The following is a 26915-nucleotide window of genomic DNA, read 5'->3' as shown; positions in this document are numbered from 1 at the left end:
CAAAGTTCCTTTATGGATATGATGCATTCTTACATTCTTCATTTTAAGTACCCAATACAATACTAGGTAGTGATCTTTAGTATATCGTTTTATGAATATGTTGTTGTCAAGATATCTTTAGATATGAACAAAATCAGGATTAGCTAAAGAATAAATATTTGTTAGCATTTGCTAATTATTCAAAAATAACCTCTAAATCATCGCCCGTACCCTAGCCATAATCCCGCGTCCAATCACCAGTCTCACATAAATAATAGCAATAGCAAACAGCAATACGATTAATGCTGCACCGCCAATAGCCAAACTCGTCCACGGCACACTAAATTGTAGATTAAACCACTGCGTGATAGCAGCCCACGCGCCAACGCTGGCGATCACAACGGCAAATGTCGCCGCACTAATTCCAAGCACCCCCAGCTCTAGGATATTGAGCATATATAGATCGCGCTTTTGCATACCGAGCAGTCTAAATGACGCGCTGTCCTTCATACGATCTTGCGAAGTAGACAGCAGCGAGCTGATCAGCACCATGACCCCAGTGAGTAGGGCAAGCAAGGTAAACACATAGACCAAGCGGCTCATTTGTACCACCAGCTCTTGAATTTGTTTCGCAATAGCCGTCCCATCAATCGTAGTGACAGCAGGGAACTCGCGTACCAGTTTGCCTTGTAGTTCTGGAATGTCATTCTCTGACACGTGGGCAGTGGCAAACTGAATCTGCGGGGCAGCGGACAGCACCGACGGCTCAAATAAGAAGTAAAAGTATGGACTTGGGCCACGCTCATAGCGCGTGCGAATACTGGTAATCTGCCCGATGATTTCGATACCTTGAATGTTAAAACGTACCTGATCGCCCATACCGACATTGAGCATACCTGCGGCAGTGTCCAAGATAGACAAGGGTTTGATTTGCTCATTTGTTGCATCGATAGGGGTATATAGCGCGTCGTCTGTGAGCGATTCAGTGATGTATTCGGTATCCATGACCGTATCTGCGTAGCTCAAATTAAAGACACGCGTGGGATCATCAAACCCATCAGCAGGCTCGATATCTTTTGCTGCCACATCATTAGCCGTCTCCACACGGGCACGAATGACGGGATAATAAGTGACGGGTGCCTCAATGATTGCATCAATATCGTTATGTTGATCGCTTTGCACATCGAGCAAAAACAGATTGGGCGCATCTTCAGGATAGGCGTTGATAAACTGCGCATTGATACTGTGATTGAGTGTGGTGATAAGCGTCAGCACTGCTACCGATAGCGATAAGGTGACAAAGAACAACGCTGATTGGTTGCCTTTACGTGCAAGGTTATGGATGGCGATACGCTGCATCCAACTGACCTTGGTATTGCTTGCCAACTTGTTAAGTAGCCACAACCACCCACGGGCCAATAGCCAAAATATCGCTACAAAGCCGATCAAGCCGCCCAATAGCTGTGCGCCTAAGGACAGTGAACCCACTTCATAAGCGAAGAAGGCATACAGCCCTGCTAGCACCAAGCCATACCATAGTAGCGGCACGCGTCGATACCAAGGCAAGTTTTGCGTTTGCGTACTCGCTCCTTGATTGAGTAGGGTAGCGGGTTTGGTCGTGTTAAGTGCGCTTAGACCACGCTGCGCAATCAGTATCGTCAGGGCTAAAGCAATCACAATGGTTTTGATGGCACTGATTGGATTGATGGCTAAGCCGACGTCGGCAGGCAAGATAGCAACCAGATACGGCTGACCGATTTTAAGCAAGCCCAGACTAAGGGCAACCGCTGCGACACAAGCAATGACGGTCGTGACGATAAGCAGTTGATAGTAGCTACGTTTGAGTGAGCCAAGCGGTTCGCCGAGCGCCAATCGAATGGCGTTATTGGACTGCTGCTTACTGACAAACGCACTAATGACGCCGTACATAGCGACCGCAGATAGTAGCAGCACCGCGATGACTAGCAGTTTTAAGAACATCAGCACATTATCAGAGATACGCGAGACCGAAGTATCTGCGGACTCAGCATCAGATAGCTCAATATCAGGATAATTGGTCAGGATATCTGTAAGCTGTTCACGCTGCGTGGTTATCAGCTCTGGATCGCCTGCCATCTCAATACGATAGTTTATTCGGCTACGTTGCCCCAATAGATTGGTTGACGGAAGTGCATCTTGTTTCATCAACACACGCCCACCAAAACCAAAGGTGGTCAGCGGACGGTCAGGCTCTTTGGTCAGTACATCACTGATCGTGAACTGCGCATCGCCAATGGTGATACGGTCGCCGACATCGGCCTGTAGACTACTGAGAACTTCTGGTGCGACGATCACACTGTCAGATGTTAGCTGATCCCACAGCGGCTGTCCTGAAGCAAGCTCCGCTGTGCCGTATAATGGATACGACGGCGAGACGGCTTTGACGCTGGCGAGCAAGGTTTGCTCATCATTGACCAGCATGGCGCTAAACTGATAGTCATACACCGTCTGTGTATTAGGGATAGTTTCTACCTGTGACAATACTTCGCTTGGCCAGTCTTGCTTACTGTTTAGGATTAGATCCCCACCAACGAGCGCGCGCTGATTGTCATTGATGTAGCTATCGACAGACTGCTGCACCGAGTCGAGAGTCAGGTAGGTTGCAAGCGACAAGGTCAAGGTCAGTAGAAACAACACGGGGTATACCCAACGCTGCCACCAGCTACGGCTGAGTGCTTGTGAGCCTAGAGTTTGAAAACCTAGAATACGGGTAAATAGTTGACTAAGAATGCCGCTAGGATAACTGGACTCTTGATGCATACTGGTATCAGTCTTTTTTGTATCAGGCGATTTATTGTCTGTGGGCTTACTATTCATTAAGATACAATCCAGTTATTCATGTAGGTACAATGCGGCCGTCATGCATGGTGATGACGCGATCTGCCATCTCGGCAAGTGCAGGATCGTGAGTCACGACCACCAGTGCCGAGCCAACCTGTTGACGTAAATTCAATAGCAGCTGCATGACTTGATCGGCATTTTGCTCATCTAAGTTGCCCGTTGGCTCATCCGCAAACACAATTTTTGGGTTCGATACCAGTGCTCGCGCCACTGCTGTACGCTGCTGCTCACCACCTGACAACTGATTGGGTAAGCTGTTACGTCTATGACCTAAGTCGACCGCATCTATCAGCTCGTCTACTCTTGCTGGGTTTGGACGTCTGGCAATATCAAGTGGAAAGGCGATATTTTCTGCGACGGTCAGTGTGGGTAGAAGATGAAACGACTGAAAGACAAAGCCCATATCCTGCTGACGAATAACGGCTAGCGCATCCTCATCCAGACTACTGAGCATTTGACCTGCCAGCGACACCGTACCGCTATCGGGATAGTCTAGCGCGGCAAGTAGTCCTAACAAAGTAGATTTACCCGAGCCGGATTTGCCCATGATGACCACAAACTCGCCAGCGTTGACGTAGATATCTACGTCTTTAATGATGGACAACTTTTGCTCACCGACTTGCACGGTTTTATTTAATTGTGAGGCGGTCAGTAGTGCTTGTGTCTTAGCGTCTGCTTGTGGCGTTGCTGTGGCAGTCGAAGATGATGATGTCATTACATTGTCTCGTTAAATGGTCTCGTTTGTCTTATTTTTTGTCGTATTGTCTTGAGCAGTCGTAGCTGTGTTATCGGTATCAGCTGTTTTTAACTCTTCTAGTTCATTTAATTTCGGCTCTAGAATAGGCAAGATGTTGTTGTTAACGATAATCTCGTAGCCTTCTTTAGTCGGGTGAATCGCATCTGCTTGGTTTAGCTCTCGGTCACCGCCGACACCCTCTAAGAAAAACGGAATAAGCGTCAGATTCATATCTTTCGCAATACGAGGATAAATGTCTGAGAATGCCGCCACGTATTCACTGCCTAGATTGTCATAGATCGACATACCGCCTAGGATGACGACACTGCCATTGTCTTGCAGGTGCTTAACCGCAGTGCGAATATTGGCTTCAATTGTCGCTACATCGATACCACGTATGGCGTCGTTAGCACCAATAGTCAATATGGTGATGTCGGGTTTGGTTTGCGATACCCAGTCCAATCGATTGACCAATCCCGTACTGGTTTCACCGCTTAGACCTGAGTTGATAACTTTGGCGTTAGCGTAGCCCATCTCTTGCAGACGATCTTCTAACTGAGCAGGGTAGTTGTCATCTTTGTCCACTCCTAGACCTTCTGTCAGTGAGTCACCAAGCGCTAGAATAGTAAGTGATGAAGATTTGACCTGCTGATCAGTCGTTGCTGCGGTTTCAGTGGCTAATGGAGCAGTGCTGGCTTGACTGTTAGTCGCTTCAGTACTGGTACTCTGCGTACCATCAGCAGGTGTCGTTTCAGCATCTTTCTGACAGCCACTGATAGCCATTACAGCCGCGAGCATGGCGATAGCAGGCAAGCGCTGCGCAAAACGAGAGGGAAGTTTCATCATGGGTGTTATGTCCTATATGCAATCAAACCAGTGTCTAGTCAAATCCTATCTAAACCAAATACAGTATCAGTTGGATAAATCGTCAGGCTCGCTCAGTCTACTATTGGTAGTACTTTCACACGCCGTCCTTATATCCGGATTATATTGAGTATCCAGCTTATATTAAGTATCTAAGTTATATTGAACTGACTATAGCAAAATAAGACAGTGACCTATATTGGCCTAAGGTTAATTTAAGGCCGCTTTATTGCGCGTTAGCAATCATAGCCTTGTAGGCCATAAAAACTGATAGAAATGAAAGCTGATAGCAATCAAATATATTTGCCATCGACCATCACTGGGCGACTAACAAGCCAAGCAATCACTACATTGACAATCATCAGTATCAGCATAATAAACAGCGGCATACTCCAGCTACCAGTCATTTCATGCAGCCAGCCTGTACCCAATGGGCCAAAAAACGCAATGACATAACCCACTGCTTGAGCCATACCAGACAGCTCACTTGCTTGATTGGTCGTATAGGTACGCATAGAGAACAGCATCATGCTCAAGGTGAAAATTGCTGAACAGCCCATGCCCATCATGCCTGACCATAGCCATGCCAAGTCAGTCGATAGATAGCTGACACCCAATATACCAACGACGTTTAGCACAGCGGCGAACACTGCCAATGCTTGAATAGGGCGGCCGCGATTGACCAACCAAGTTAAACTTAATATAGAGACTGGTGCCATAAACTGAAATACAGAACCCATTTGTCCAGCACTGACGGCAGATAGTCCCTTACTGACCCAAATCGATGGTAAAAAACTGGCGACGGTATAAAACAATAATGACTGCAAACCCATGAAAATCGCAATCTGCCACGCAAAGGTGGTTCGCCACATGGAAATATCAGAAGAGCCTAACGTCGCAGGGATAACCGCTTGATGGTTGGATGAACCCAACCGCACACGTAAAAATAGCCAGATGACAAAGGCAAACACACCTAGTATCGTCCAACCACCCAATGCCCACTGCCAACCAACTTGCTCCGATAACGGTAATACGACGCCTGCGACGATACCTGCTGCTGTGGTCATCGTCAGACTAAACAGACCTGTAATCAGCGGAATATGTTGCGGGGTACGCTGCTTAATAACAGGTGCTGCCAAAGTATTAGCAAAGCCGATGGCAAGGGTAAGCAACAAAGTACCAATTAAAAACCCACTCCATGTCGGGATAGCAGTACGGATAATCATCCCTACCGTCAATAGCCCAATCATGGCAATCAGTGTGTTTTCTAGCCCGAATCGCTTACCAATGGTTGGGGAAATTAGTGCACCAACGGCAAAGCTCAGCATAGGCACTGCTCCTAGCCAGCCTATCTGAAACTCAGAGATATCCAGCGCGTCTTTTACCACTGGGGCGATAGAACCTAGCGCGACGATAGGCGCACGCATATTGGTGGCTAGCAGAATCATGGCACACAGCACCAACCAAAAGGTAAAGCGTGAGGAGGGCAGGCTAGATGAAGCAGATAAATTGGACGAGGTAGACATAGCAGCACAACGATGACAGCGAAAAAAAACACGTTATTAAACAGCGCCAAGAAATCGCCGCTTATAAAATAACACCAGAGAGCGTTTACCCAGACACGTACCTAGACGGTAATCGATATCGTAAATTAGACCGAAAAACATATGTAGCGCGTAAGACATACAGTTTGCTGCACTGACTTTGCTAAATTGGCAGGCAGGTTGGTCGAAATGTATGGGTGGTTACTTCGAGTTACGGCTTTAGAACAGTAATAATAAGAGATGACGATAATAATGAGTCTTAAATAAGCAGTCTTATCGCACAATAAAAATAGCGCCAAGTCACCTTTGAATGACTTGACGCTATTATAAGAACATATGTCAGGTAAATGCTACCAGCGTATGGTAACCAATAGGCTATTAAACCGATTTACCCAATTGAGCAGCTCTTAATGCATTCTCTTGTTGTTCGGCGATTAATGAATCGCACTTATTGGGATCATTACCACAAAACGAGCAATTTTCGTCACCCATCAATTTGGCAACACCGCCACAAGATCCTCTAAGCGGCTTTTTTTTGACCATATAACCGACGCCCATAAAAATGAAGAATAGGACAAATACGGTAAAAGTAATGGCAAGCATAGGAAGCAGTTGGCTAAGCATAGAGGAAACCTCATTTTAAAAAATAGGGCAGTTATTAGTGGTGCTGTTTAAGTTCATGCCAGCTAAGCACCGTTAATAACAACTGTATAATAGTATAGCAAATTTTAGTGTAGCTCGTTGTGCGTTAACGTATTCTCTTGTTTCACATCTATCACTTACCAGTGGCTTTTAGAGTATGCTGTCTAGAGCTTGGAGAACGATCAGAGCTTTTTATCAGCACGTAATGCTTTCATCGCTGGTGTCTGTACCACTTGCCAGTCGTCAATATTGTCGTCAGCAGCTTCGTTGGACATATCGTCAGAACTTTTTGCTTTCACATCGTCAGCTAGTACCACGAACATAGCCGCTAGATTTTGCGTTTTAGCGAGGTCTAGTGCTTTGTGATAAGGCATCGCGGTAAGGGCGGTTGCCCATGCATCTGCCAACGCGACAGAGTCCGCTGCGACAGTGACTGAAGGTGCACCACCTGCAATAGGGTTACCCGTTGTCGGGTCGATAGTATGGCTATAGCGTTTGCCATCGAATATAACAGAGTTGCGATAGTTACCAGAGGTCGCTAGATGCATTTGGCTAGCCGTATTCTTTGGTTGGCGAATAGCAGATATGGTTTGACGTTCACTGACCGTACTGCCTTCAATAGGGGCATCAATGGCAATTTGCCATGGCTGCTGCTGATTATTCACACCAGAAGTGGCTATTTCACCGCCGATCTCAACCATATAGTTACGAATTTGATAATCATCTCTCAGTACGTCAGCGATGACATCGACACCAAAGCCTTTGGCAACGGCAGAGAAATCTAAACCCACGCCGTCTTTGGTCTTATAGATGGTGTCGTCTTTCTTTATGATGCTCTCAAAATCGACCAATGCTTTGGCTTGAGCAATCTCTACTGCGGTCGGTGGACTTTGTAAACGCTCGACAGTCATGGTGCTCCCAAAGCCCCAGGTGTTTACGAGTGGCATAACGGTAGGGTCAAAAGCACCACCAGACTGCTGATAGACAATTTGTGATACATCTAGCACACGACTAAAATCAGCATCGATAGTGATAGGTTTGTCTTTGCCCAAACGATTGAATGTAGATATCGTTGAGTCGTTTTGATAAGTAGACATGCTATCGTTAATTTGTTTCAGGCGCTCGTCTACCGCAGCTTGTATGGCAGCTTCGTCCGCATCATCAGGCAGCTGATAGCTAATATGGTAGCTCGTTCCCATCGTCTCACCGATCAGATAGTTATAGTCTGGGGTTTGCTGGCAAGCGCTGAGACCTAAAGTACTAGCAAGGCTGACGACGCTTACTAAGGTAAGGTGCAGAGATTTTTTGGAAGATAAGCTGGATATAGTGTTTTTCATAATATTTTCGGTATGGCGTAGAAATGAGTAGGGTGTAAAACAAGCCACGCTTATTTTACACCCCTTGAACCCCAAAATACTAATGAAGGCACCATTCAGCGACAATTCGTTCGGTTAAGTAGCTTATTTCACTTGTGACTCACGTATGAGCTTATAGAGTTTTGGCGGAGAGACGCGGTTGACCCGTGTGGCCAGTTTTTCTTTACGACCAGCGATGATGATATATTCCTCTCCCTTGGTGAGAGCCTTCACGACTTGTTTGGCAAACTCAGTCGCAGTTAGACCGTTATTGGTTGCTTCATCCATCGTACCCTGTGCACTACCGTCGCCTGTCAACGCATTGATAGAGATATTAGTCTGAATAAACCCGGGAAATATCGTGGCTACTTCGATACCTTGGTCGTGTAGCTCAGCACGTAAGCTATTTGCCCACATATGCAGTGCCGCCTTGGCTGCTCCATAAGCGCCACGATACTGTGTACCCAATAGGCCTGCCACACTCGAGACCATTACGACTTTGCCGCCGCCTTGTGCAATCATGTCCGGCAACGCAAGTCTAGTAAGACGCGTTTGGGCAAAATAATCTATTTCCATGATTTGGCGTTCAACTTCTTCAGCCGTGTCCATGATGAGCGAACGCTGACTGATACCAGCATTATTGATGAGCCAGTCGATTTTCCCCGCCTGAGCTTTAGCAGTGTCATAAGCTTCTTTGGCTTGATTGGCATCGCTAATATCGAAAGGAACAACAATATGCTTGTTAGCACGTTTGCAGCTGCTTTTGACCACCTCTAACTTATCACTGTCACGTCCACTTAAAATAATCCTAGCTCCGCGTTTGGCGAACGCAACGGCTAATGCTTGCCCAATACCGCTAGAAGCACCGGTAATCCAAATGGTCAAATCTTTGTATTTCGTTTTCATAAGAGTCCTTTCTCAATGTTTAGATAGTCCATCATATAGGATAATAAAGCGACTCTACTAGCTAGATTTGTAGTCTGTAACGGCATTACTATGTGTAAAAATCGCACAAAAAAAAGAGCCTCAATTGAGACTCTTTTTTATTCTTAGATTTATGCTGTTAGATTAAGTCTCTAACTTAACCACCGAAATCATCAAGCATGATGTTTTCGTCTTCCACGCCCATGCTGTGTAGCATGTCGATTACGGCAGCGTTCATCATCGGTGGCCCACACATGTAGTATTCACAGTCTTCTGGGTTTGGATGATCTTTCAGATAGTTTTCGAGCAATACGTTATGGATAAAGCCTGTTGGACCTTCCCAGTTATCTTCTGGTAATGGGTCAGACAGTGCAACATGCCACTCAAAGTTATCAAACTCTTCTTCTAGCTGATCATAGTCTTCAACGTAGAACATCTCACGAATAGAACGAGCACCATACCAGAAGCTAATCTTACGATCAGTATTCAAGCGTTTGAGCTGATCAAAGATATGTGAGCGCATTGGGGCCATACCAGCACCACCACCGACAAAGATCATTTCAGCTTCAGTCTTCTTAGCAAAGAACTCACCGTAAGGACCTGAAACTGTCACTTTGTCACCAGGTACTAAGCTAAATACCCATGAAGACATTTTGCCTGGTGGAATACCGTCAGGACCACGTGGCGGTGGACTTGCGATACGGATGTTGAATTTGATGAGGCCTTTCTCTTCAGGGTAGTTAGCCATTGAGTAAGCACGGATAACAGGCTCATCAACTTTTGAGACATAGTTGAAGATACCGAATTTTTCCCAGTCTTCTCTATATTCTTCATCAACCACAAAATCTTTGTAGTGCACTTCGTGCGGTGGCGCTTCCAACTGTACATAACCACCAGCGCGGAAGTTTACTTCTTCGCCTTCTGGAATTTTTAGTACCAGCTCTTTAATGAAAGTGGCAACGTTATCGTTAGAGATAACTTCACATTCCCATTTCTGTACATCAAAGAACTCAGGATCAATCTCAATTTTCATGTCTTGCTTAACAGCTACCTGACAAGCTAAGCGCATGTGATTGCGGATTTCACCTTGAGTAAAATAGCCTTCTTCGGTGGGCAAAATAGAACCACCACCTTCAATAACGCGGCAACGACACTGCGCACAAGTACCACCACCACCACAAGCTGAAGATAAAAATATACCTTCGCCCGCTAGCGTTTGTAGTAGTTTGCCGCCAGCTGGTGTCACCACATCATTATCGGGATTATCATTAATATGGATAGTGACATCGCCTGAACTGACCAGTCTTGAGCGCGCCGCCAAAATAATAGCGACAAGGCCCATGATGATCAAGGTAAACATAGCAACGCCACCAATCGCCGTAGCGTAATCCATGGTAGGTATCCTTAATCTATGGGGTAGGGGTGAGGGGGCATAATTTATGCTGTACCCAAACCTCTACCGAATAAATGAATTAAATAAGTCAAATAGCTAATGAAAGCTTTGAGCTTAGCGGTTTAGATGGACATACCACCGAACGACATAAAGCCGAGCGACATAAGACCAACCGTGATAAAAGTAATACCAAGACCACGCAGCGGTGCTGGAATGTCTGAGTATTTTAGCTTTTCACGGATACCCGCCAATGCTGTAATAGCAAGTGCCCAACCGAAGCCTGCACCCACACCATAGACAACAGATTCACCAAAGTTATAGTCACGCTCAACCATAAATAATACACCACCTAAGATGGCACAGTTTACGGTGATTAGTGGTAAGAATACCCCAAGCGCGTTATATAGACTCGGTACAAACTTGTCCAAGAACATCTCTAGGATCTGTACGGTGGCTGCAATCAAACCGATATAACTTAGCAATCCTAAGAAGCTCAAGTCGATATCAGGGAAACCTGCCCATGCCAGCGCACCATCTTTTAGGATGAACTGGAATAGTAAATTGTTTAGTGGAACGGTAATTGCCATCACGACAACAACCGCAACACCTAGACCAATCGCTGTAGAGACTTTTTTGGATACGGCCAAAAAAGTACACATGCCTAAGAAGTAGGCAAGCGCCATGTTCTCAATAAAGACTGAGGTTATAAATAAACTAACATAATGTCCCATTAGTGACCGCCTCCATGTGCCATGCCTTTAGACTGCGGCTTCATTACAAACTCAGCTTCTTCAACTTGTTCTGGTTTCCAGATACGGACAACAGCGATGAACAAACCAATGATAAAGAACGCTGATGGTGGTAACAGTAATAAACCGTTTGGTATGTACCAACCGCCATCAGTGACTGGCTGTAGAATCGTAATACCGAACCAAGTACCAGCACCCAATAGCTCACGGATAGTTGCAACGAATAGTAATACTGCTGAGTAACCAAGCCCGTTACCAATACCATCTAAAAAGCTTGGGATTGGTGGGTTGCTCATAGCAAATGCTTCGGCACGGCCCATAACGATACAGTTCGTGATGATCAAACCAACAAAGACAGATAGACCTTTACTGACGTCATAAGCCACTGCTTTTAGTACCTGATCAACCAAGATAACCAACGAAGCAATAATCGTCATCTGTACGATGATACGAATGCTTGATGGAATCTGCTTACGGATAATCGAGATAAAGAAGCTTGAAAATGCCGTTACCAAGGTCAATGCCACACACATGACCATAGCGTTAGCCATGCTGGTGGTGACAGCCAATGCCGAACAGATACCAAGGATCTGTAGGGCAATAGGGTTATTATCAAAGATAGGCGTGGTTAAAATGCTTTTAGTGTCAGCCATGTTATGCCTCCTTGCCGTTTGCTACTGGTAGCTTGGCTGCCAATTCGGTTTTAGGTTGAGCTGCCGGCTTTGATTGATTTGCTTGCGTGTCTGCACTTTCAACCGTTTGGCCGCTCTTTTCGCGTAGCGTATCTAGATAAGGCTTATACCCTTGCTCGCCTAACCAAAACTGAATCATGTTGCTGACGCCGCGGCTAGTCAATGTCGCACCGCTGATGCCATCAACCCAGTTCTCTTTTGGGTTACCAGCTTTGGTTACACCAGTGGCAACGTTACCATTCTCGTCATAAGACTCGATACCGCTCCACTTTGCACGCCATTCTGGCTCTTCGATACGAGCGCCCAGACCTGGGGTTTCTTTATGCTCATAGAAACTGATACCTTTGATGGTATTCATATCACTTTCGAGCGTTAAGAAACCATAGATAGTGCCCCATAGACCGTAGCCCTGAATTGGCAATACAACCGTTTCTGGCTGACCTGCGTCATCATTTTTGACATAGACCTTGGCATATTTTGGCTTACGACCAATACCAGCAGGATCGTTGTCACCCAAGTCTTCACTTAAAGCTTGGTTCTTTGTTGCTTGACTGGCGTCATAAGCATTACGATCAGGGATGCCAGCAGTTTTTAGCGCGTCGTCATCGAGATAAGTACCTTCGTTTAAATCAATGATTTTGACTTCAAAATCTTTAAAACGTTCGGCGACATCATCTGCTGTATCAGACTCAGCGTCATACATATCAGCCGCAACTAAGATGTTTTTGTTGCGGTCTAAACGTGCGTTTTCAACTTGCGCAGGCTTTAGACCAACAGCCACTGCTGAAACCAACACTGAACACACCAAGCATAGCGTCAAAGCCACACTGATGGTTTTCGCGTTATTACTTTTGGGCTTGGACATAGCGAACCCTCCGAGCGGTTTGGCGTTTGATATTTGCTTGAGTCACAAAGTAATCAAACAATGGAGCAAATAAGTTGGCGAATAGAATGGCCAGCATGATGCCTTCTGGGAAAGCAGGGTTGATGACGCGAATCAATACGGTCATAAAACCAATCAAGATACCGTAAGCCCAGCGGCCTTTGTTTGTATGCGCAGCTGATACTGGATCGGTTGCCATAAATACAGCACCGAAAGCAAAGCCACCGATAACTAAGTGCCAGTAGAACGGCAAGCTCATCATCATGTTGTCTTCAGAGCCAATCATGTTGAATACAAGAGACGTAGCAATCAGACCGACCACACAACCTGCCATAATGCGCCAAGAAGCGATACGCGTCCATAGCAACACTGCAGCGCCCATTAGGATAGCTAGCGTCGATACTTCACCGATACTACCTTGCATATTACCTAAGAATGCATCACTCCACGTGATGGCATTACCATAGACATCGACGAAGTCCTGAGGAACCACACCAAGGGCTGCAAGGCCAAGAGGCGTCGCACCTGAGAAACCATCTACTGCTGTCCATACTGAGTCACCAGACATATAGGCTGGATAAGCAAAGTATAAGAATGCACGACCCGATAGGGCAGGGTTAAGGAAGTTCTTACCAGTACCACCGAACACTTCTTTTGCGACGACCACACCAAAGATAATACCTAGGGCAACTTGCCATAAAGGAATGTCAGGTGGTAGACATAATGCAAATAGAACTGAAGTCACAAAGAAACCTTCGTTGACTTCGTGTCCACGGACGACAGCAAAGATAATCTCACAGAGAATACCTACCGCAAACGTCACAATATAAATAGGTAAAAACTGCATCGCACCATAGACAAAGCTGGCCCAGATACTGTCTGGGTTATAGCCTGCCATGCTAGTGATCACAGTACGCCAGCCTTCAGGCTGTAAGCCAAGCTGAGCGATAGCGGTTAGTGCTTGATGACCAATGTTGTACATACCCCAAAACATTGCTGGGAAGGTACATAGCCATACGGTAATCATAATACGCTTTAGGTCAATCCCGTCACGTACATGCGATGACGCATAAGTGGTTGAGCTTGGTTGACGTAAGAACGTATCAAACATCTCAAAAATAGCGTAGTACTTTTCGTGTTTGCCGCCTTTGGTGAAAGATGGCTCCATACGATCGAACATATTGTGTAAAAATTTCATCGTGGTTAGCCCTCCAGCTCAATGCGCGTTAAGTTATCACGCAAAATATCACCGAATTCATATTTGCCAGGAGATACAAAGGTGCATAGTGCCAAATCTTCTTCGTCCAGTTCAAGCACGCCCAAATCTACAGCGCTAATGATGTCTTCGACAATCAATGCACGTAGTAATTGAGTTGGTAGGTAATCTTGTGGCATGACTTCTTCATAGACACCGATTGGTACCATCGCTCGTGGTGAGCCGTTACTTGTCGTAGTAAAGTTGTATTTTTTGCCACCAAAAAACTGCGAAATATAGATAGGCAGTTTTGAGAAGCGGTTTTTACCTGGAGTAAAGAAATGGAACGCAGGACGCTCACGGCCTTCAGTCAATACACTGATCTGATTGTGAAAACGACCCAGATAGGCGATGTTTTCAAACACTTTGCGACCAGACAATACTGAACCTGAAATAATACGGTTTTCGCCAGCAGCCAGTTTACCTTTGGTCAATGCAGTAATATCAGCACCGCGTTCAGTCATAACCAAATGCGGGTTGGTGACAGCAGGACCTGCTAAGCTCACCATGCGGCGCGTATATAGACGACCTGTCGTGAACAATTTACCGATTGCAATCACGTCTTGATAACCAATCGTCCATACGGTCACACCGCGGCTGATGGGATGCAAAAAGTGAATGTGCGTACCAGCAAGACTAGCTGGATGCTTACCAGCAAAACCATGATACTCAGTGACGTTATTCGCTGCAGTTTTTGCAACTGGCGTCAGTTGAGTATCGCCATGATGGCAGACAAAGGTCTTTGGACTAAGCGTAGATAATACAGCAAGTCCATCATTGAACGCTTGTAGCTGCTCATTGATCACAAGCATCGGGTCAAAGGCAAGTGGATTGGTATCCATTGCTGTGACAAAGATAGCATGTGGACGAGCGCCGATTTCGGGTGCGCGGCTATAAGGACGCGTACGGAACGCGGTCCATTCGCCAGAGGCAATCAGTTGGGTTTCAACGACTTCAGAGTCTAGGTCAGCAAGCTGCTGTGAGTCATAGCGCTCAAAGTCTACTTCTTCACCATTTGGGTCGACCGCAATCACAAGACTCTCAAACACTCGACGTTCGCCACGTTTAACAGCGACGACCTTACCGGCAGCAGGGGCAGTGTAGATCACGCCAACACGTTTTTTGTCTTCATAAACGGGCTGACCTTTGGCTACAATGTCACCTTCTTTGACATTCATAGTGGGCTTCATACCCACATAATCATAGCCAACAAGTGCTACATGTGTCGGTTGGTGCTCAGATATCTCGCGGGAGGGTTCACCAGTGATGGGCAAATCCAAACCTTTTTTGATGGTAATCATAAGCGAAAACTTAGTCCATAGTCTAAAACGATACCAGACGTCCTGTTTGGTATATCGGTAGCATGAACATTTGTATCACTCAACAAAGCCTTCAATCGTCTATTTCCTTTATAGTGAAATAGGGATGAAAGCTCTGTGAAGACAATACATGATCATAACTACTAGTAAGAGTATTAACGCTGACCTTAGACTCCTTAACAACACGTTAATGTCTTATTCGAATTACCAAAGTGGCGACTGGCTACCAAGGTGTATGCTAAAACCGCTTCATCGAAATCAATCGCTATAGCACATGGCTAAAAGAGACTGGTTTAAATACAAATGGCTTTATCACACGTTTCATTGAAATTTAAAACTTGTAACACCAGTATGTTTGACCATCTCTCGTTTACGAATACCGTTTAAAGATATTCGATAGAATAAGAGTGTGGCCAAATAACGATCTATTAAGGTAGATGATATACTGGTTAAAAGACAAACTAGCTAAGCAACTGATAAGCAAACCTCACTTATTATAAGCTGCTATAGTTTTAATCGTAACGGTTTTAATATAGTTAGCTAGTGATAGGGACTTGCAAGACATCTAATTAAGGTTAAATACCGCAGAATCGATGGTTTAGAGACTATTGGTTGAGATTTTTCAGATAGTCCTTTTTAGCAATTTCTTGGCCAATATTTTATTGGCGTATTGAAGGATTGCTCGATCCATCCTGATCACCATGCTGTATTAGTGAGTTGTAACAACTCAACAAAAAGCGTAACACATGGTTACTATCACATAGAAACAAATAAAAATTTACCTAGGATTATACGCTAAATTGACCTAAAATTGCCAGTCAGTAATAGAATTTAACGATTGTTGGTAGTGATTCTACGTATTAAAACTTATGGTTATGATTGTCTAGTTTCGGTCTTTCTTATTTGTATTCAAACAGATTGCTAACTTAGCGATGTCTTGGTTTTCGATCTGTCCATAATTTATGCTACTTTTAAGCAGCGTTTTCTCTCGTTATTTGACGCTTCGATAACGTTTCATTCTCAAAACTTCAATTTACTAAATTTATTGCCAATCTTGTGCTTTATAAGGAATGCTATATGTGTGCTGTGCCTGTCATTATCCCGGCTATTGATTTAAAAGATGGTAAGTGTGTACGTTTAAAACAAGGCCGTATGGAAGATGATACGGTGTTCTCTGATGATCCGGTTGCTATGGCAGCGCGTTGGGTAGATGAAGGTGCGCGTCGCCTGCATTTGGTCGATTTGAATGGTGCTTTTGATGGCGTGCCAGTACATAGACAAGTGGTCAATGATATCACCAAAGCATACCCGAACCTGCCTATTCAGCTGGGCGGCGGTGTACGCAACATGAACACCATTGAGCAGTATATTACCGCAGGTTTGACGTATATCATTATCGGTACAAAAGCTGTTGAAGATCCTGGTTTTGTTGCAGAAGCTTGCCGTGAATTTGCAGGGCACATCATCGTCGGTATCGATGCCAAAGACGGTATGGTAGCCACTCATGGCTGGGCAAACGTGACAGATACCAAAGCGACCGAACTTGCTAAGCGCTTTGCAGACGTCGGCGTGTCATCAATCGTTTATACTGATATCGCCCGCGATGGCATGATGCAAGGCGTTAACGTTGAACAAACCGTTAATCTGGCGCGCGAAGGCGGACTACCTGTGATTGCATCAGGTGGCGTTACCGATATGAAAGATATCGAGCTGTTGAAGCCTTATGGTGATTGTATCGAAGGTATCATCACTGGTCGCGCTATCTATGAAGGCACGCTAAACCTGAGCGAAGCACAGCTTTACTTAGATAGCTAAATAAAGCCAGGCAGCTAAAATCAGGCAGCTAATTATCAGCAATCAGCTAAGCGAGAAAAATCCGTAAAAAATAAAGGATGCTTATGGCCACTTACATTGACCGTTCAATAATACGCAGTTCTATAAAAGCGTGGGGTCAAATGGTGTTGCTACTAAGCATCCTTTTTGCGTTCTCAGCGCATGCTGCCAGTGAAGAAATTTCTGGTATCTCAGCAGCACTAGGTATAGAGACAACTGAAGGTGTAGAGACGATAGAGGAAAGCGTATCTAACGATAATTCTGCCACATCAGAAAATGAGACATCAACAGGTGAAACCACAGAACCTGCCAGCTCATTGCCAACGCCAGCTACGCCACCAATAATCAGTGGCGAAAGCACCAATAATGCTCAAATCGAAACCACACCCACACCGCAAAAAGACAACGATATTCGTCAACGTATCAGCGGTATTTTCTCTGAAATCGAAGGCTTACAAGCCGTCAATGTTAGTGTCACCCAAGGGGTCGTTACCCTAACGGGAGAGACAGCCAACGAAAAAAAAGCACAGCAAGCGATCAACTTAACCAACCGACTAACAGATGTCGTCACTGTAGAAGACAGAATTAACCGCACGCTAGATGTTCAAGAGAATGTCTCAACGGTCTATCAAGGTTTAAAAGCACAACTGACTAATCTTGTGAAGGCACTACCACTACTATTAGTTGGCATCGTTATATTTGCCTTGGTGGCATGGTTTGGCAGTTGGTTATCTAATCGCAAAAAGATGTGGCAACATCTAACACCCAATCCATTTGTCGCTGAGCTGTTGTCACAAACGGTCAAAGTCATCTTTATTATCTTTGGTCTGATTTTAGGACTAAGTCTGATAGGTGCAGAGACGATTTTAGGCACATTGCTTGGTGGGGCAGGCGTCATTGGTATTGCGGTTGGTTTCGCAGTCAAAGACACTATCGAGAATTATATCGCTTCACTAATGCTGAGCATTCGCCAACCTTTTCGTGCTCGTGACCATATCGTGATTAATGGGCAAGAGGGCATCGTGGTTCGTTTGACCTCGCGCGCGACGATACTGATGACATTAGATGGTAATCAGTTACGTATTCCTAATGCTGAAGTCTTTAAAGGTACGATATTAAATTACACCAAAAACCCTGAGCGCCGATTTACTTTTGAATTGGGCGTTGATGCCAATGATGATCCTTTAGCAGCAATTAAAGTAGGGCTAGATGCGATACATACACTAGCGTTTGTCTTGGACGAGCCCAAAGCGATTGCGGTTATTACCAATGTGGGCGATTCTAATATTGTTTTGGAATTTCAGGTTTGGGTAGATCAATCAGAGACTGACTTTGCCAAAGCACGCAGTATCGCCATTCGTGAGACCAAGCACGCACTAGAAGATAAAGGCTTTAGCTTACCTGAGCCTATCTATCGTCTGCGCTTCAACAATAAGTTAGAAAAAGCCTTTGAGCACATGCAAAGCAGTGTCAGCAATGCTAATAATATTCAATCTGATATGACGATTACTCCAACTATCCCTAAACCTGCTGAAACAAATCAGGTCAGCGAGAGTCATACGGATGACCAAGATAAAAAACAAGCCAAGGCTCGAGCCAAGACCATTTTACAAGGTCGCAGTGCTAATGATGTTCTCGATGCCCGTCCTGACGATAAGCTGATGGAAAAAGTCGAGCAAGAGATTGCTCAAAGCTCAGATGAGACTGATTTATTGAATAATAATAGTCCTCAAGAATAGGTATTAGACGTTAAATAATATTTAGGCATAAAAAGTGCAACAGAATCTATATTTGGTGATTATTCAAATACGGGGCTTTTTATGGAAATGAAACACGTTATTATCTTTGCAGTAATTGGTATTGTGGCATTACTCGGCTTTAACATTATCAATGGTAATAGTCGCGAACAAAACAGAGAAATCGCAGCCAGTAGCGTAGCGGCTGAACAGCCTGATGCTACAATAGCTACCTCTGATACAGATATTACTAGCCAGCCACTTAGTCAACAGCCGAAAGCGATCGTAGATAGTGCGACCAGTAAAATTGACCAAGCGCAGCAAGCCGAACAAGACCGTGTAGACCAATTGGACGATGCGCAATAGGCACAATAAATAGCTATATCATTGATGATTGAAAAGTACATAGCATAAAAAAGGCTAACGATTACGTTAGCCTTTTTTATTGTATTACAACATCAGTATCCAAGTATCAGTCTAAGCTTAGCTTTTTTTGGCAGCGCCTCTGCGGTTGCTGCTTCTTTTTGCTGGGGCTTTCTTAGGCTGCTCTTTCTTCGGTTGACCTTTTTTAGTTTGGTTCATTGCACTAGATTGCAATTTAGCCTTCAAATCAAAATCAATCTGTAGCAGATCCATATTGACACCCGCAACCTTAACTTTAACCGAATCACCAAGTCCAAATAGCGTGCCTTTATCTTTACCAATAAGCTGCTGTTGCTGCTCATCGTAAACAAAGAAATCATCGCCAACGTTTGAGATATGAACCAAACCATCGATATATAAGTCAGTCAATGTGACGAATAGACCAAAGCTAGTAACCGTAGTCACAACACCTTCGAACTCTTCACCGACATGATCCGTCATATAGTGACACTTGAGCCAAGATTCTACATAACGTGATGCTTTTTCTGCACGGCGTTCTGTATCTGACGTTTGTGTACCAGCACCTTCAAGAGAAAAGTCCATAACAGGTTGCTGGCTGTTGGTGACTTTTGCCTTAATCGCGCGATGCAGCATCAAATCTGGATAACGGCGAATCGGCGAGGTAAAGTGGCTATATTCGTCATATGCTAAGCCAAAGTGACCAATATTGTCAGGTGCATAGTTCGCTTGCATCATTGAACGCAGTAGCATGCTATGAATACTGATGGCATCTGGTCTATCTTTAGTTGCTTCGATAATGCGTTGATAATCCGCTTGCGTTGGATTCTCTTCTGGGAATGGTAAGCCAAAGTTTTTCGCATATTCATGAATACGCATTGACTTCTCATTATCAGGCTTATCATGGTTACGATACAAGACTGGTAACTCATGCTTAAGCGCAAAGTTTGCCGCACAAGTATTGGCAAGCAACATACATTCTTCGATTAGCTTCTGAGAGTCGCCACGAGTGCGTGGTAAAATCGCTTCGATTCCGCCTTTCTCATTGAACTTGATATACGTCTCAACCGTTTCAAACTCCATTGCATGACGTTCTTCACGCTTTTTAAGCAGTAGCTCATACAATTGATGTAACGTATCAACAGATTTTTTAACGTCTTTATTACCTGTTAATGATTTAGGTAATCTCTTATCATTCGGGTTCACAAGATAATCATTTACTTGATTATAGGTGAGACGGGCTTGTGAGTGCATCACTGATGGATAGAACTCATATCCAGTCACTTTACCAGCGCGTGATATCTTGATATCAGCAACCATACATAAGCGATCTAGATTAGGGTTCAGTGAACACAGACCGTTAGATAACACTTCAGGCAACATAGGAATCACGCGATGCGGGAAGTATACTGAAGTACCACGCTCATAGGCATCTTGGTCAAGTGGTGAATTCGGTGTCACATAATAGCTGACATCCGCAATCGCAACCACAACACGGTAGTTACCACCAGAGCGCTTTTCAGCAAATACAGCATCATCAAAGTCACGAGCATCTTCACCATCGATAGTGACAAGCGGTAGATGACGTATGTCTGTGCGACCTTTTATGTCTTTTTCAGTTGGCTCTTGATAGTCATCAGCTTGTTTAAGCGCAGCTTCGCTAAAATCTGATGGAATATCATAGTTGAGCAGGGTAGTCTCAATAATCAATTCACGATCATTATCGTCAGACAGAACTTCAGTGATTTTACCAGTGGCAAATTCATGCTGGTTTGGCCAGTCAATGATATCGACTTTAACAGGAGCGCCTTGTTTGATATTTAGCGACTGAACATTGTCATCAGTAACCGTAATCGGTTGATGATTGTTTGGGCTACCAAGCTCAACACAATAGCCGTCTTCATCACGAGCAAGTGTACCGATAAAGTTGTTTTGACGACGTTCGACAACATCGACGATACGCCCTTCGGTACGTCCACGATTGTCTGTCGAAGTGCCGACGGCTGCTACTGTATCGCCATTGAATACCCAGCGCATTTGTTTTTCATGTAAAAACAAATCTGGCATATCATTTAGCACCACAAAACCAAAACCTTTTGGATGAGCAGAAACTGTACCTGAGACGATATCTTGCTTAGTCACTGTGCGATAGCGATAAGGACGACCATCACGATTCACCTGGCCATCACGCGCCATTGCTTTTAGGCGATTGCCCAAGGCATCAAACTGATCAGGGTCATCAATGTTAAAGGCTTTTGCCAATTGTTGATGCGTGACTTCCCCATGCTCATTAATCGTGCTAAGTATCAGCTCACGACTAGGAATCGGGTTGTCATATTTTTTTGCCTCACTTGAGGCGTTTGGATCATTCCAACTCATAAATTACCGTATCTATTTTTAAAATTATTAATAGTGGCTATCTTAACACGAACGACGTCGCAATATCTTGCGTCAATTGTCTTATGTGTATTCGGTAGCAGGAAGCGGTCAGTTTTCTGACGACCGCTATAGGGATAAATCAGATATCGATATCGACACTACTTGATTGGTTAGTGATCTTTTTACTATCCAACTCTTTTGAGACTTCTAATACCGTAGTCTGATTTGATTTATCCAAGTATTTTTGTGCTTTATCTACTTCCGTGGTCAGTGTATTGACCGTTTGCTTCATATTCTCTAGCGCTTCAATTTTATAATTACTAATCATATCCATAGTGTCATAGACATTATTGAAGGCATTTTGCAGTTTATCAAGCTCAATACTACTGCTAGTCGCCTGTTCGTGAATCTCACCTGACTGACGCTTGAGCATCGCTGAAGTTGATTCAATCAAACTACTGGTGGTTTTATTCAATGCAGTGATTTGATCTAGTACCAATTTTTGATTGGTCATTGCTTGAGCAACGACCACAGCCGTGCGTAATGCAGACACGGTAGTTGTGGTTGCGCGATCAACACCTTTAATCAGCTCTAAGTTATTGCGGCGAATGGTATCAAGCGCCAAATAGCCTTGTACATTCACTGCTAACTGAGTTAAAAAATCAGTGGTTTTTTGACGGACATAAAACAACATCTCTTCTTTAATAATGCGAGCTTTTTCAGGATCGGTTGCTTCTATCGCATAGACCTTCTGCTCAAGTTGCTCATCAATCTTTTTGCCAACGTAGACATACTGGCGAATAGACTGCATCAGCTCCCACATATTGACTTTTTCTTGCTCAATCATCGCATTGTCTTTGAGCAATTCGTCTTTACCATTGTAGAGACTGGTCACAACGGCATTAATGTGTGACTGGGCTGACTCATACTGACGGAAATAATCTTGCACCTTATTACCGAATGGAATGAGACCGAACAGCTTGCGTGAGCTGGTCAGCTCCTTTTTGCTTGGATCTAAGTCTTCGACAATCCCGCGTAGTTCCGTTAGCGATTTAGCAATAGGAGAGTTGTCGAATAAGCTGTCATTGAGACTTTTTGCGGGCAAATCTAACATTCGATTAGATACTTGTGCAGATTCGCGAATCTCTTTTGTACCTAGATTATGAATAGACTGCACGTTCTGTCGAAACTCATCGCTATGCACAGAGTTGGTAATCACATGATCAACAAAAGCATCAACCTTGGCATCGAGCTCAGGAATTTGGCTTTCATCCAATTTGACCATCTGATCTGCTTCACTTTTCTGTATTTCTTTGACAGGTTCAGGCGCTGTTAGAGAGATACTGGGAGTTGTAGCGTTTTCTGGTGGCGTCAATTCTTGCATGAAATATCCTCTGATATCGGAGAAGGGAAGTGTTTTTTGTCAACGACTCTGACAGTCGTGATATACATTGTTTTTATTTATACACTTAGCTTTTATACATTTATAGGTTTGTCTTTAGCTCGTATTAATTTTTATCAAATGATCATTAGTTACTGCTAAATACTAACTAGTAAATATAACTAGACCTTTAGATTACCGTGTAATCAGAAAGTTGAGAAGGTGGATTTTGTAAAATAGCGTCAGTCAATGATGCTAGGCTATTATGTTCAGTATAGCTATGTTCATTACAGCAGTTTTTGAGTCTGAATAATAAAAAACCATCAATATCCCGCAGCATATTGATGGTTAGAGTTATAAATAGCTATATAGACTAACAGCCACCACTCAAAGCAATCCAATAAAGAGATTACTTTTTCTTAGTGGGTCCAAGCAGCATACCCATCTGACGACCTTCCATCTTAGGGTACTGTTCGACGTTTGAGATATCAGCAGTATCTTCAATGATACGATCAAGTTGTTTGCGACCGATATCTTGGTGCGCCATTTCACGTCCGCGGAAACGGATGCTAATTTTAACTTTGTCTTGATCTTCCAAGAAGCTCACGATTTTTCTCAGTTTAACCTGGTAATCGGCCTCTTCGGTACTAGGACGTAGCTTCATCTCTTTAAGCTGAGTCTGCTTTTGGTTTTTCTTAGCTTCTTTAGCCTTTTGCTTTTGATCATAGAGGAAATGCTTATAATCCATGATCTTACATACTGGCGGCTTAGCTTCAGGAACTAATTCAACCAAATCTAGATTTTCATCACGTGCCGCTTTCATCGCGGTTGCGATATCAACCACGCCCATTTGCTCGCCATCTTCTTTAACGAGACGGACTTCTTTGACATTGATATCTTCGTTGATGTTCAAACGGTTGGACTGTTTAATAGGTATTACTCCTCATCTGTTTTTGGGGTCTGTCGGCCTTTGTTACTGACAGCGGTCTGTACTAATGTAATAAATTCAGAAACACTCATCACGCCAAGGTTCTCACCTTCGCGAGTTCGGACGTTGACACTGCCCGATTCGACTTCTTTATCCCCTAATACTAGCATATAGGGAATACGTTCTAATGTTTTCTCTCGTATCTTAAATCCAATCTTTTCGTTACGCAAGTCGCTAATAGCGCGCAAACCTGCATTCTTAAGCTCGCTAACCACGTTTTCACATGCATCAGCTTGCTTATCGGTGATATTCATGACCACAACTTGCTGCGGTGCTAGCCATACTGGCATCCAACCGGCATAGTTTTCGATCAAAATACCGATGAAGCGCTCAAATGAACCTAAGATTGCACGGTGCAACATAATAGGTACTTCACGATCGTTCTGCTCATTAACGAACTCAGCATCGAGACGTTCAGGCATGTTTGGATCAACTTGAATGGTACCGCACTGCCAAATACGTCCTAAAGAATCCTTTAGACTGAACTCAATCTTTGGACCATAGAATGCACCTTCGCCAGGTAAATAATCCCAGTCTAGTCCTGAGCTATCAAGCGCATCTGCTAGCGCTTTTTCTGCAAAGTCCCAAGACTCATCGCTACCAACACGTTTTTCAGGACGGGTAGACAGTTTCATAATAATATTCTCAAAACCAAAATCTTCATAGACGGCAAGCGTTAGCTTAATAAAGTCAGCAACTTCTTGTTGAATTTGTGCTTGTGTACAGAAGATATGCGCATCATCTTGAGTAAAACCACGTACGCGCATCAAACCATGCAGTGAACCCGATGGCTCGTTACGATGACAAGAACCAAACTCAGCCATACGCAGTGGCAAGTCACGGTAAGACTTTAAGCCTTGATTAAAAACTTGCACGTGACAAGGACAGTTCATTGGTTTTACCGCATAATCCCGATTTTCACTAGAAGTCGTGAACATATTGGTTGCATAGTTGCCCCAATGTCCTGAGCGCTCCCACAAACTACGATCAACGATTTGAGGTGTCTTAATCTCTTCGTAGCCGTTATCGTATTGTACTTTACGCATATATTGCTCAAGTACTTGATAAATTGTCCAACCATTAGCATGCCAGAACACCATACCTGGCGCTTGCTCTTGCATATGAAATAGGTTTAACGCTTTACCGATTTTACGATGGTCACGTTTTTCTGCTTCTTCAATACGCTGGATATAAGCTTTTAGCTGTTTCTTATCAGCCCACGCAGTACCATAGATACGTTGTAACTGCTCATTTTTCGCATCGCCACGCCAATAAGCACCTGACATTTTGGTCAGTTTAAATACCTTCAAAAAGCGTGTGTTTGGCACATGCGGGCCACGGCACATATCGACGTATTCTTGGTGATGATACAAGCCAAACGCTTCTTCACCTGGCATATCATTAATAAGTTTTAGCTTATAGTCTTCGTTACGTGATTCAAATATCTCAATCGCTTCGGCACGTGGCGTCATTTTTTTGATAACGTCATAATCTTGCTTGATCAGCTCCATCATGCGTTTTTCAATCGCTTCCATATGCTCAGGCGTAAATGGCGTTTCACTAAAGATATCGTAATAAAAACCATCATCAATAACAGGACCAATGACCATCTTCACATCAGGGTAGAGCTGTTTAACAGCATGACCTAATAGATGAGCACATGAGTGACGGATAATATCAACACCGTCGTCGTCTTTTGGCGTTACGATTTCAACGTTGGCATCAGCGACAATAGGATCATGTGCATCTACTAGATGACCATTTACACGTCCAGCAACCGTCGCTTTAGCGAGCCCTGTCCCAATACTTTGAGCCACTTCCATGACTGTTGTATGACCTTCAAAGTCTTTTACACTACCATCGGGTAAAGTAATCGCTACCATAATCTATTCGCCTATTATTGGGTCCGTTGGCAGTGATGATTGCAACCATCAATCATATAACCGTGAGACCACATCAATTATATCTAATCATCGTGATATGTTGTGAAAGGGACGCATTACCTAGAGTTTTACTATGACTATCTAAGCTAGAGCTGATGTAAGGCTTAAGGCCAGTTAATCAATAGCATTGCAGCAAAATGCATTTCGCTATATGAATAATACAACAGCCAACATATATAAGTAATGCAGCAAAATACCTATTATAGCAAAAACCGTCTCTCAACACTAGATATCAAGGGATTGCGCGACGACTAATATAAGAGCCATATCTTATGATAAAGGTAGTATCAAATACTGAACTATATAGGACAATATATTGAAAGTATCATATAACCCCGAATAACTTAACTTCTATATAGTGCTAGTTATATGAATATCAACATTCAAAAACATCATAGATCATCTGCTTAAGAGAAATATGTAAGAATATCAAGATGAATAAGTCCAGTTATGAGGATTAGATAAAGCTGGTCTTTAATGGAAACTGATGAACTAAATGGTATTGCACACTAGTATTAAAGAAAATAGAAATCCTCAGTTTTATAACCCATTGAAAGAAATACAGATTTATTCTCCTTCTAAAATAACTTTAAAAACATTAATAAAACGGGTTGACACAAAAGTTAAACCGTCTATAATACGCACCTCATCAAGACGAGCTGGAAGTAGCTAGTGTGTAGATTACACATTAATAACCCAGTTAACTTGTTGAAACAAATTAAAAAAAAGAAGTTGACAGACTATTAAAACATGATATGATGGTCAGCTCGCTAAATAGGATAAGCCACATTGGCTAACTTATTTAGTTTGAAATACTAGCACTGGACGACAGTGTCAGACATTATTTAAAAGCATAACTAAAGAACAACTTGTGTGGATTTTTGCTGATTCAGAATGCTAAAAAATAAAGTTGACTATCTTTTCTTTTCGGGAAGATTATTAACTATAAAAATTATCATTTAAGACAGCAGAAAAACTCAAAGTTAATTCATTACGAACATAATTTTTAGCGATTTTGCCAGATTAAATGAGCCAAGTTTAGAAGCTTCTTTAAAGAGC

Annotated in this window: 20 protein-coding genes; 3 read left to right on the top strand and 17 right to left on the bottom strand. The window is 43.6% G+C overall.

Going from position 1 to position 26915, the window contains the following annotated elements; all coding sequences use genetic code 11:
- Positions 1–192: 192 nt before the first annotated feature.
- The 13 genes from JMX96_RS05705 to JMX96_RS05645 all read right to left on the bottom strand — a co-directional run bounded on the left by JMX96_RS05705 (position 193) and on the right by JMX96_RS05645 (position 15197).
- Complete coding sequence (locus JMX96_RS05705; protein ID WP_201568067.1) at positions 193–2835, bottom strand: ABC transporter permease; 2643 nt, start codon at positions 2833–2835, stop codon at positions 193–195.
- Between the two features lie 19 nt (positions 2836–2854).
- Positions 2855–3574, bottom strand: coding sequence for an ABC transporter ATP-binding protein (locus JMX96_RS05700; protein WP_201568066.1), 720 nt, complete (start codon positions 3572–3574; stop codon positions 2855–2857).
- A 12-nt stretch (positions 3575–3586) separates the two neighbouring features.
- The gene (locus JMX96_RS05695) at positions 3587–4441 is read right to left on the bottom strand and encodes an arylesterase (RefSeq protein WP_201568065.1); all 855 of its coding nucleotides are present in this window, start codon (positions 4439–4441) and stop codon (positions 3587–3589) included.
- Positions 4442–4752: 311 nt separating this feature from the next.
- The gene (locus tag JMX96_RS05690) at positions 4753–5985 is read right to left on the bottom strand and encodes a CynX/NimT family MFS transporter (RefSeq protein ID WP_201568064.1); all 1233 of its coding nucleotides are present in this window, start codon (positions 5983–5985) and stop codon (positions 4753–4755) included.
- A gap of 396 nt (positions 5986–6381) precedes the next feature.
- Complete coding sequence (gene nqrM / locus JMX96_RS05685) at positions 6382–6627, bottom strand: (Na+)-NQR maturation NqrM (RefSeq protein ID WP_057762175.1); 246 nt, start codon at positions 6625–6627, stop codon at positions 6382–6384.
- A 200-nt stretch (positions 6628–6827) separates the two neighbouring features.
- Positions 6828–7982 (bottom strand): FAD:protein FMN transferase, encoded by a 1155-nt coding sequence (locus JMX96_RS05680; RefSeq protein ID WP_201568063.1) that lies wholly within the window; start codon positions 7980–7982, stop codon positions 6828–6830.
- A 123-nt stretch (positions 7983–8105) separates the two neighbouring features.
- Positions 8106–8906 (bottom strand): SDR family oxidoreductase, encoded by an 801-nt coding sequence (locus JMX96_RS05675; protein WP_201568062.1) that lies wholly within the window; start codon positions 8904–8906, stop codon positions 8106–8108.
- A gap of 175 nt (positions 8907–9081) precedes the next feature.
- Positions 9082–10317, bottom strand: a complete 1236-nt coding sequence (gene nqrF / locus JMX96_RS05670) for an NADH:ubiquinone reductase (Na(+)-transporting) subunit F (RefSeq protein WP_102078341.1) — start codon at positions 10315–10317, stop codon at positions 9082–9084.
- 122 nt (positions 10318–10439) lie between these two features.
- The gene (nqrE, locus tag JMX96_RS05665; RefSeq protein WP_011281361.1) at positions 10440–11048 is read right to left on the bottom strand and encodes an NADH:ubiquinone reductase (Na(+)-transporting) subunit E; all 609 of its coding nucleotides are present in this window, start codon (positions 11046–11048) and stop codon (positions 10440–10442) included.
- Positions 11048–11719 carry an NADH:ubiquinone reductase (Na(+)-transporting) subunit D gene (locus JMX96_RS05660; RefSeq protein ID WP_057762168.1) on the bottom strand — a complete coding sequence of 224 codons (672 nt, stop codon included), beginning with the start codon at positions 11717–11719 and terminating at the stop codon, positions 11048–11050. Before JMX96_RS05660 ends, nqrE begins: the two co-directional genes overlap by 1 nt.
- A gap of 1 nt (position 11720) precedes the next feature.
- Positions 11721–12623 (bottom strand): Na(+)-translocating NADH-quinone reductase subunit C, encoded by a 903-nt coding sequence (locus JMX96_RS05655; RefSeq protein ID WP_201568061.1) that lies wholly within the window; start codon positions 12621–12623, stop codon positions 11721–11723.
- Entirely contained in the window at positions 12604–13839 is a 1236-nt protein-coding gene (locus JMX96_RS05650) for an NADH:ubiquinone reductase (Na(+)-transporting) subunit B (RefSeq protein ID WP_057762164.1), read from the bottom strand. The genes JMX96_RS05655 and JMX96_RS05650 overlap by 20 nt, the downstream gene beginning before the upstream one ends.
- 5 nt (positions 13840–13844) lie before the next feature.
- Positions 13845–15197 (bottom strand): Na(+)-translocating NADH-quinone reductase subunit A, encoded by a 1353-nt coding sequence (locus JMX96_RS05645; protein WP_201568060.1) that lies wholly within the window; start codon positions 15195–15197, stop codon positions 13845–13847.
- A 1095-nt stretch (positions 15198–16292) separates the two neighbouring features.
- On the opposite strand from JMX96_RS05645, the gene hisA reads away from it, so the two are divergent.
- From hisA to JMX96_RS05630, 3 genes are all read left to right on the top strand, one after another.
- Positions 16293–17030: a 1-(5-phosphoribosyl)-5-[(5-phosphoribosylamino)methylideneamino]imidazole-4-carboxamide isomerase gene (gene hisA, locus JMX96_RS05640; protein ID WP_201568059.1), complete on the top strand. Its 738-nt coding sequence runs from the start codon at positions 16293–16295 to the stop codon at positions 17028–17030.
- 83 nt (positions 17031–17113) lie between these two features.
- Entirely contained in the window at positions 17114–18787 is a 1674-nt protein-coding gene (locus JMX96_RS05635; RefSeq protein WP_201568058.1) for a mechanosensitive ion channel family protein, read from the top strand.
- 81 nt (positions 18788–18868) lie between these two features.
- Positions 18869–19150, top strand: a complete 282-nt coding sequence (locus tag JMX96_RS05630) for a hypothetical protein (protein WP_201568057.1) — start codon at positions 18869–18871, stop codon at positions 19148–19150.
- 117 nt (positions 19151–19267) lie between these two features.
- Here JMX96_RS05630 and rnr read toward each other — a convergent pair whose 3' ends face one another.
- The 4 genes from rnr to thrS all read right to left on the bottom strand — a co-directional run bounded on the left by rnr (position 19268) and on the right by thrS (position 25796).
- Positions 19268–21544 carry a ribonuclease R gene (gene rnr / locus JMX96_RS05625; protein WP_201568056.1) on the bottom strand — a complete coding sequence of 759 codons (2277 nt, stop codon included), beginning with the start codon at positions 21542–21544 and terminating at the stop codon, positions 19268–19270.
- A 139-nt stretch (positions 21545–21683) separates the two neighbouring features.
- On the bottom strand, positions 21684–22928 hold the full coding sequence (locus tag JMX96_RS05620; RefSeq protein WP_201568055.1) for a toxic anion resistance protein: 1245 nt from the start codon (positions 22926–22928) through the stop codon (positions 21684–21686).
- Between the two features lie 406 nt (positions 22929–23334).
- Complete coding sequence (infC, locus tag JMX96_RS05615) at positions 23335–23838, bottom strand: translation initiation factor IF-3 (protein WP_057762155.1); 504 nt, start codon at positions 23836–23838, stop codon at positions 23335–23337.
- Positions 23839–23861: 23 nt separating this feature from the next.
- Complete coding sequence (gene thrS, locus JMX96_RS05610) at positions 23862–25796, bottom strand: threonine--tRNA ligase (protein WP_201568054.1); 1935 nt, start codon at positions 25794–25796, stop codon at positions 23862–23864.
- Between the last annotated feature and the right edge of the window lie 1119 nt (positions 25797–26915).

Source organism: Psychrobacter sp. JCM 18900 (assembly GCF_904846625.1).
In the GTDB taxonomy this organism is placed as follows: domain Bacteria; phylum Pseudomonadota; class Gammaproteobacteria; order Pseudomonadales; family Moraxellaceae; genus Psychrobacter.
Note: the sequence above shows the minus strand (reverse complement) of the source record. Positions and strands in the feature narration are given on the sequence as shown.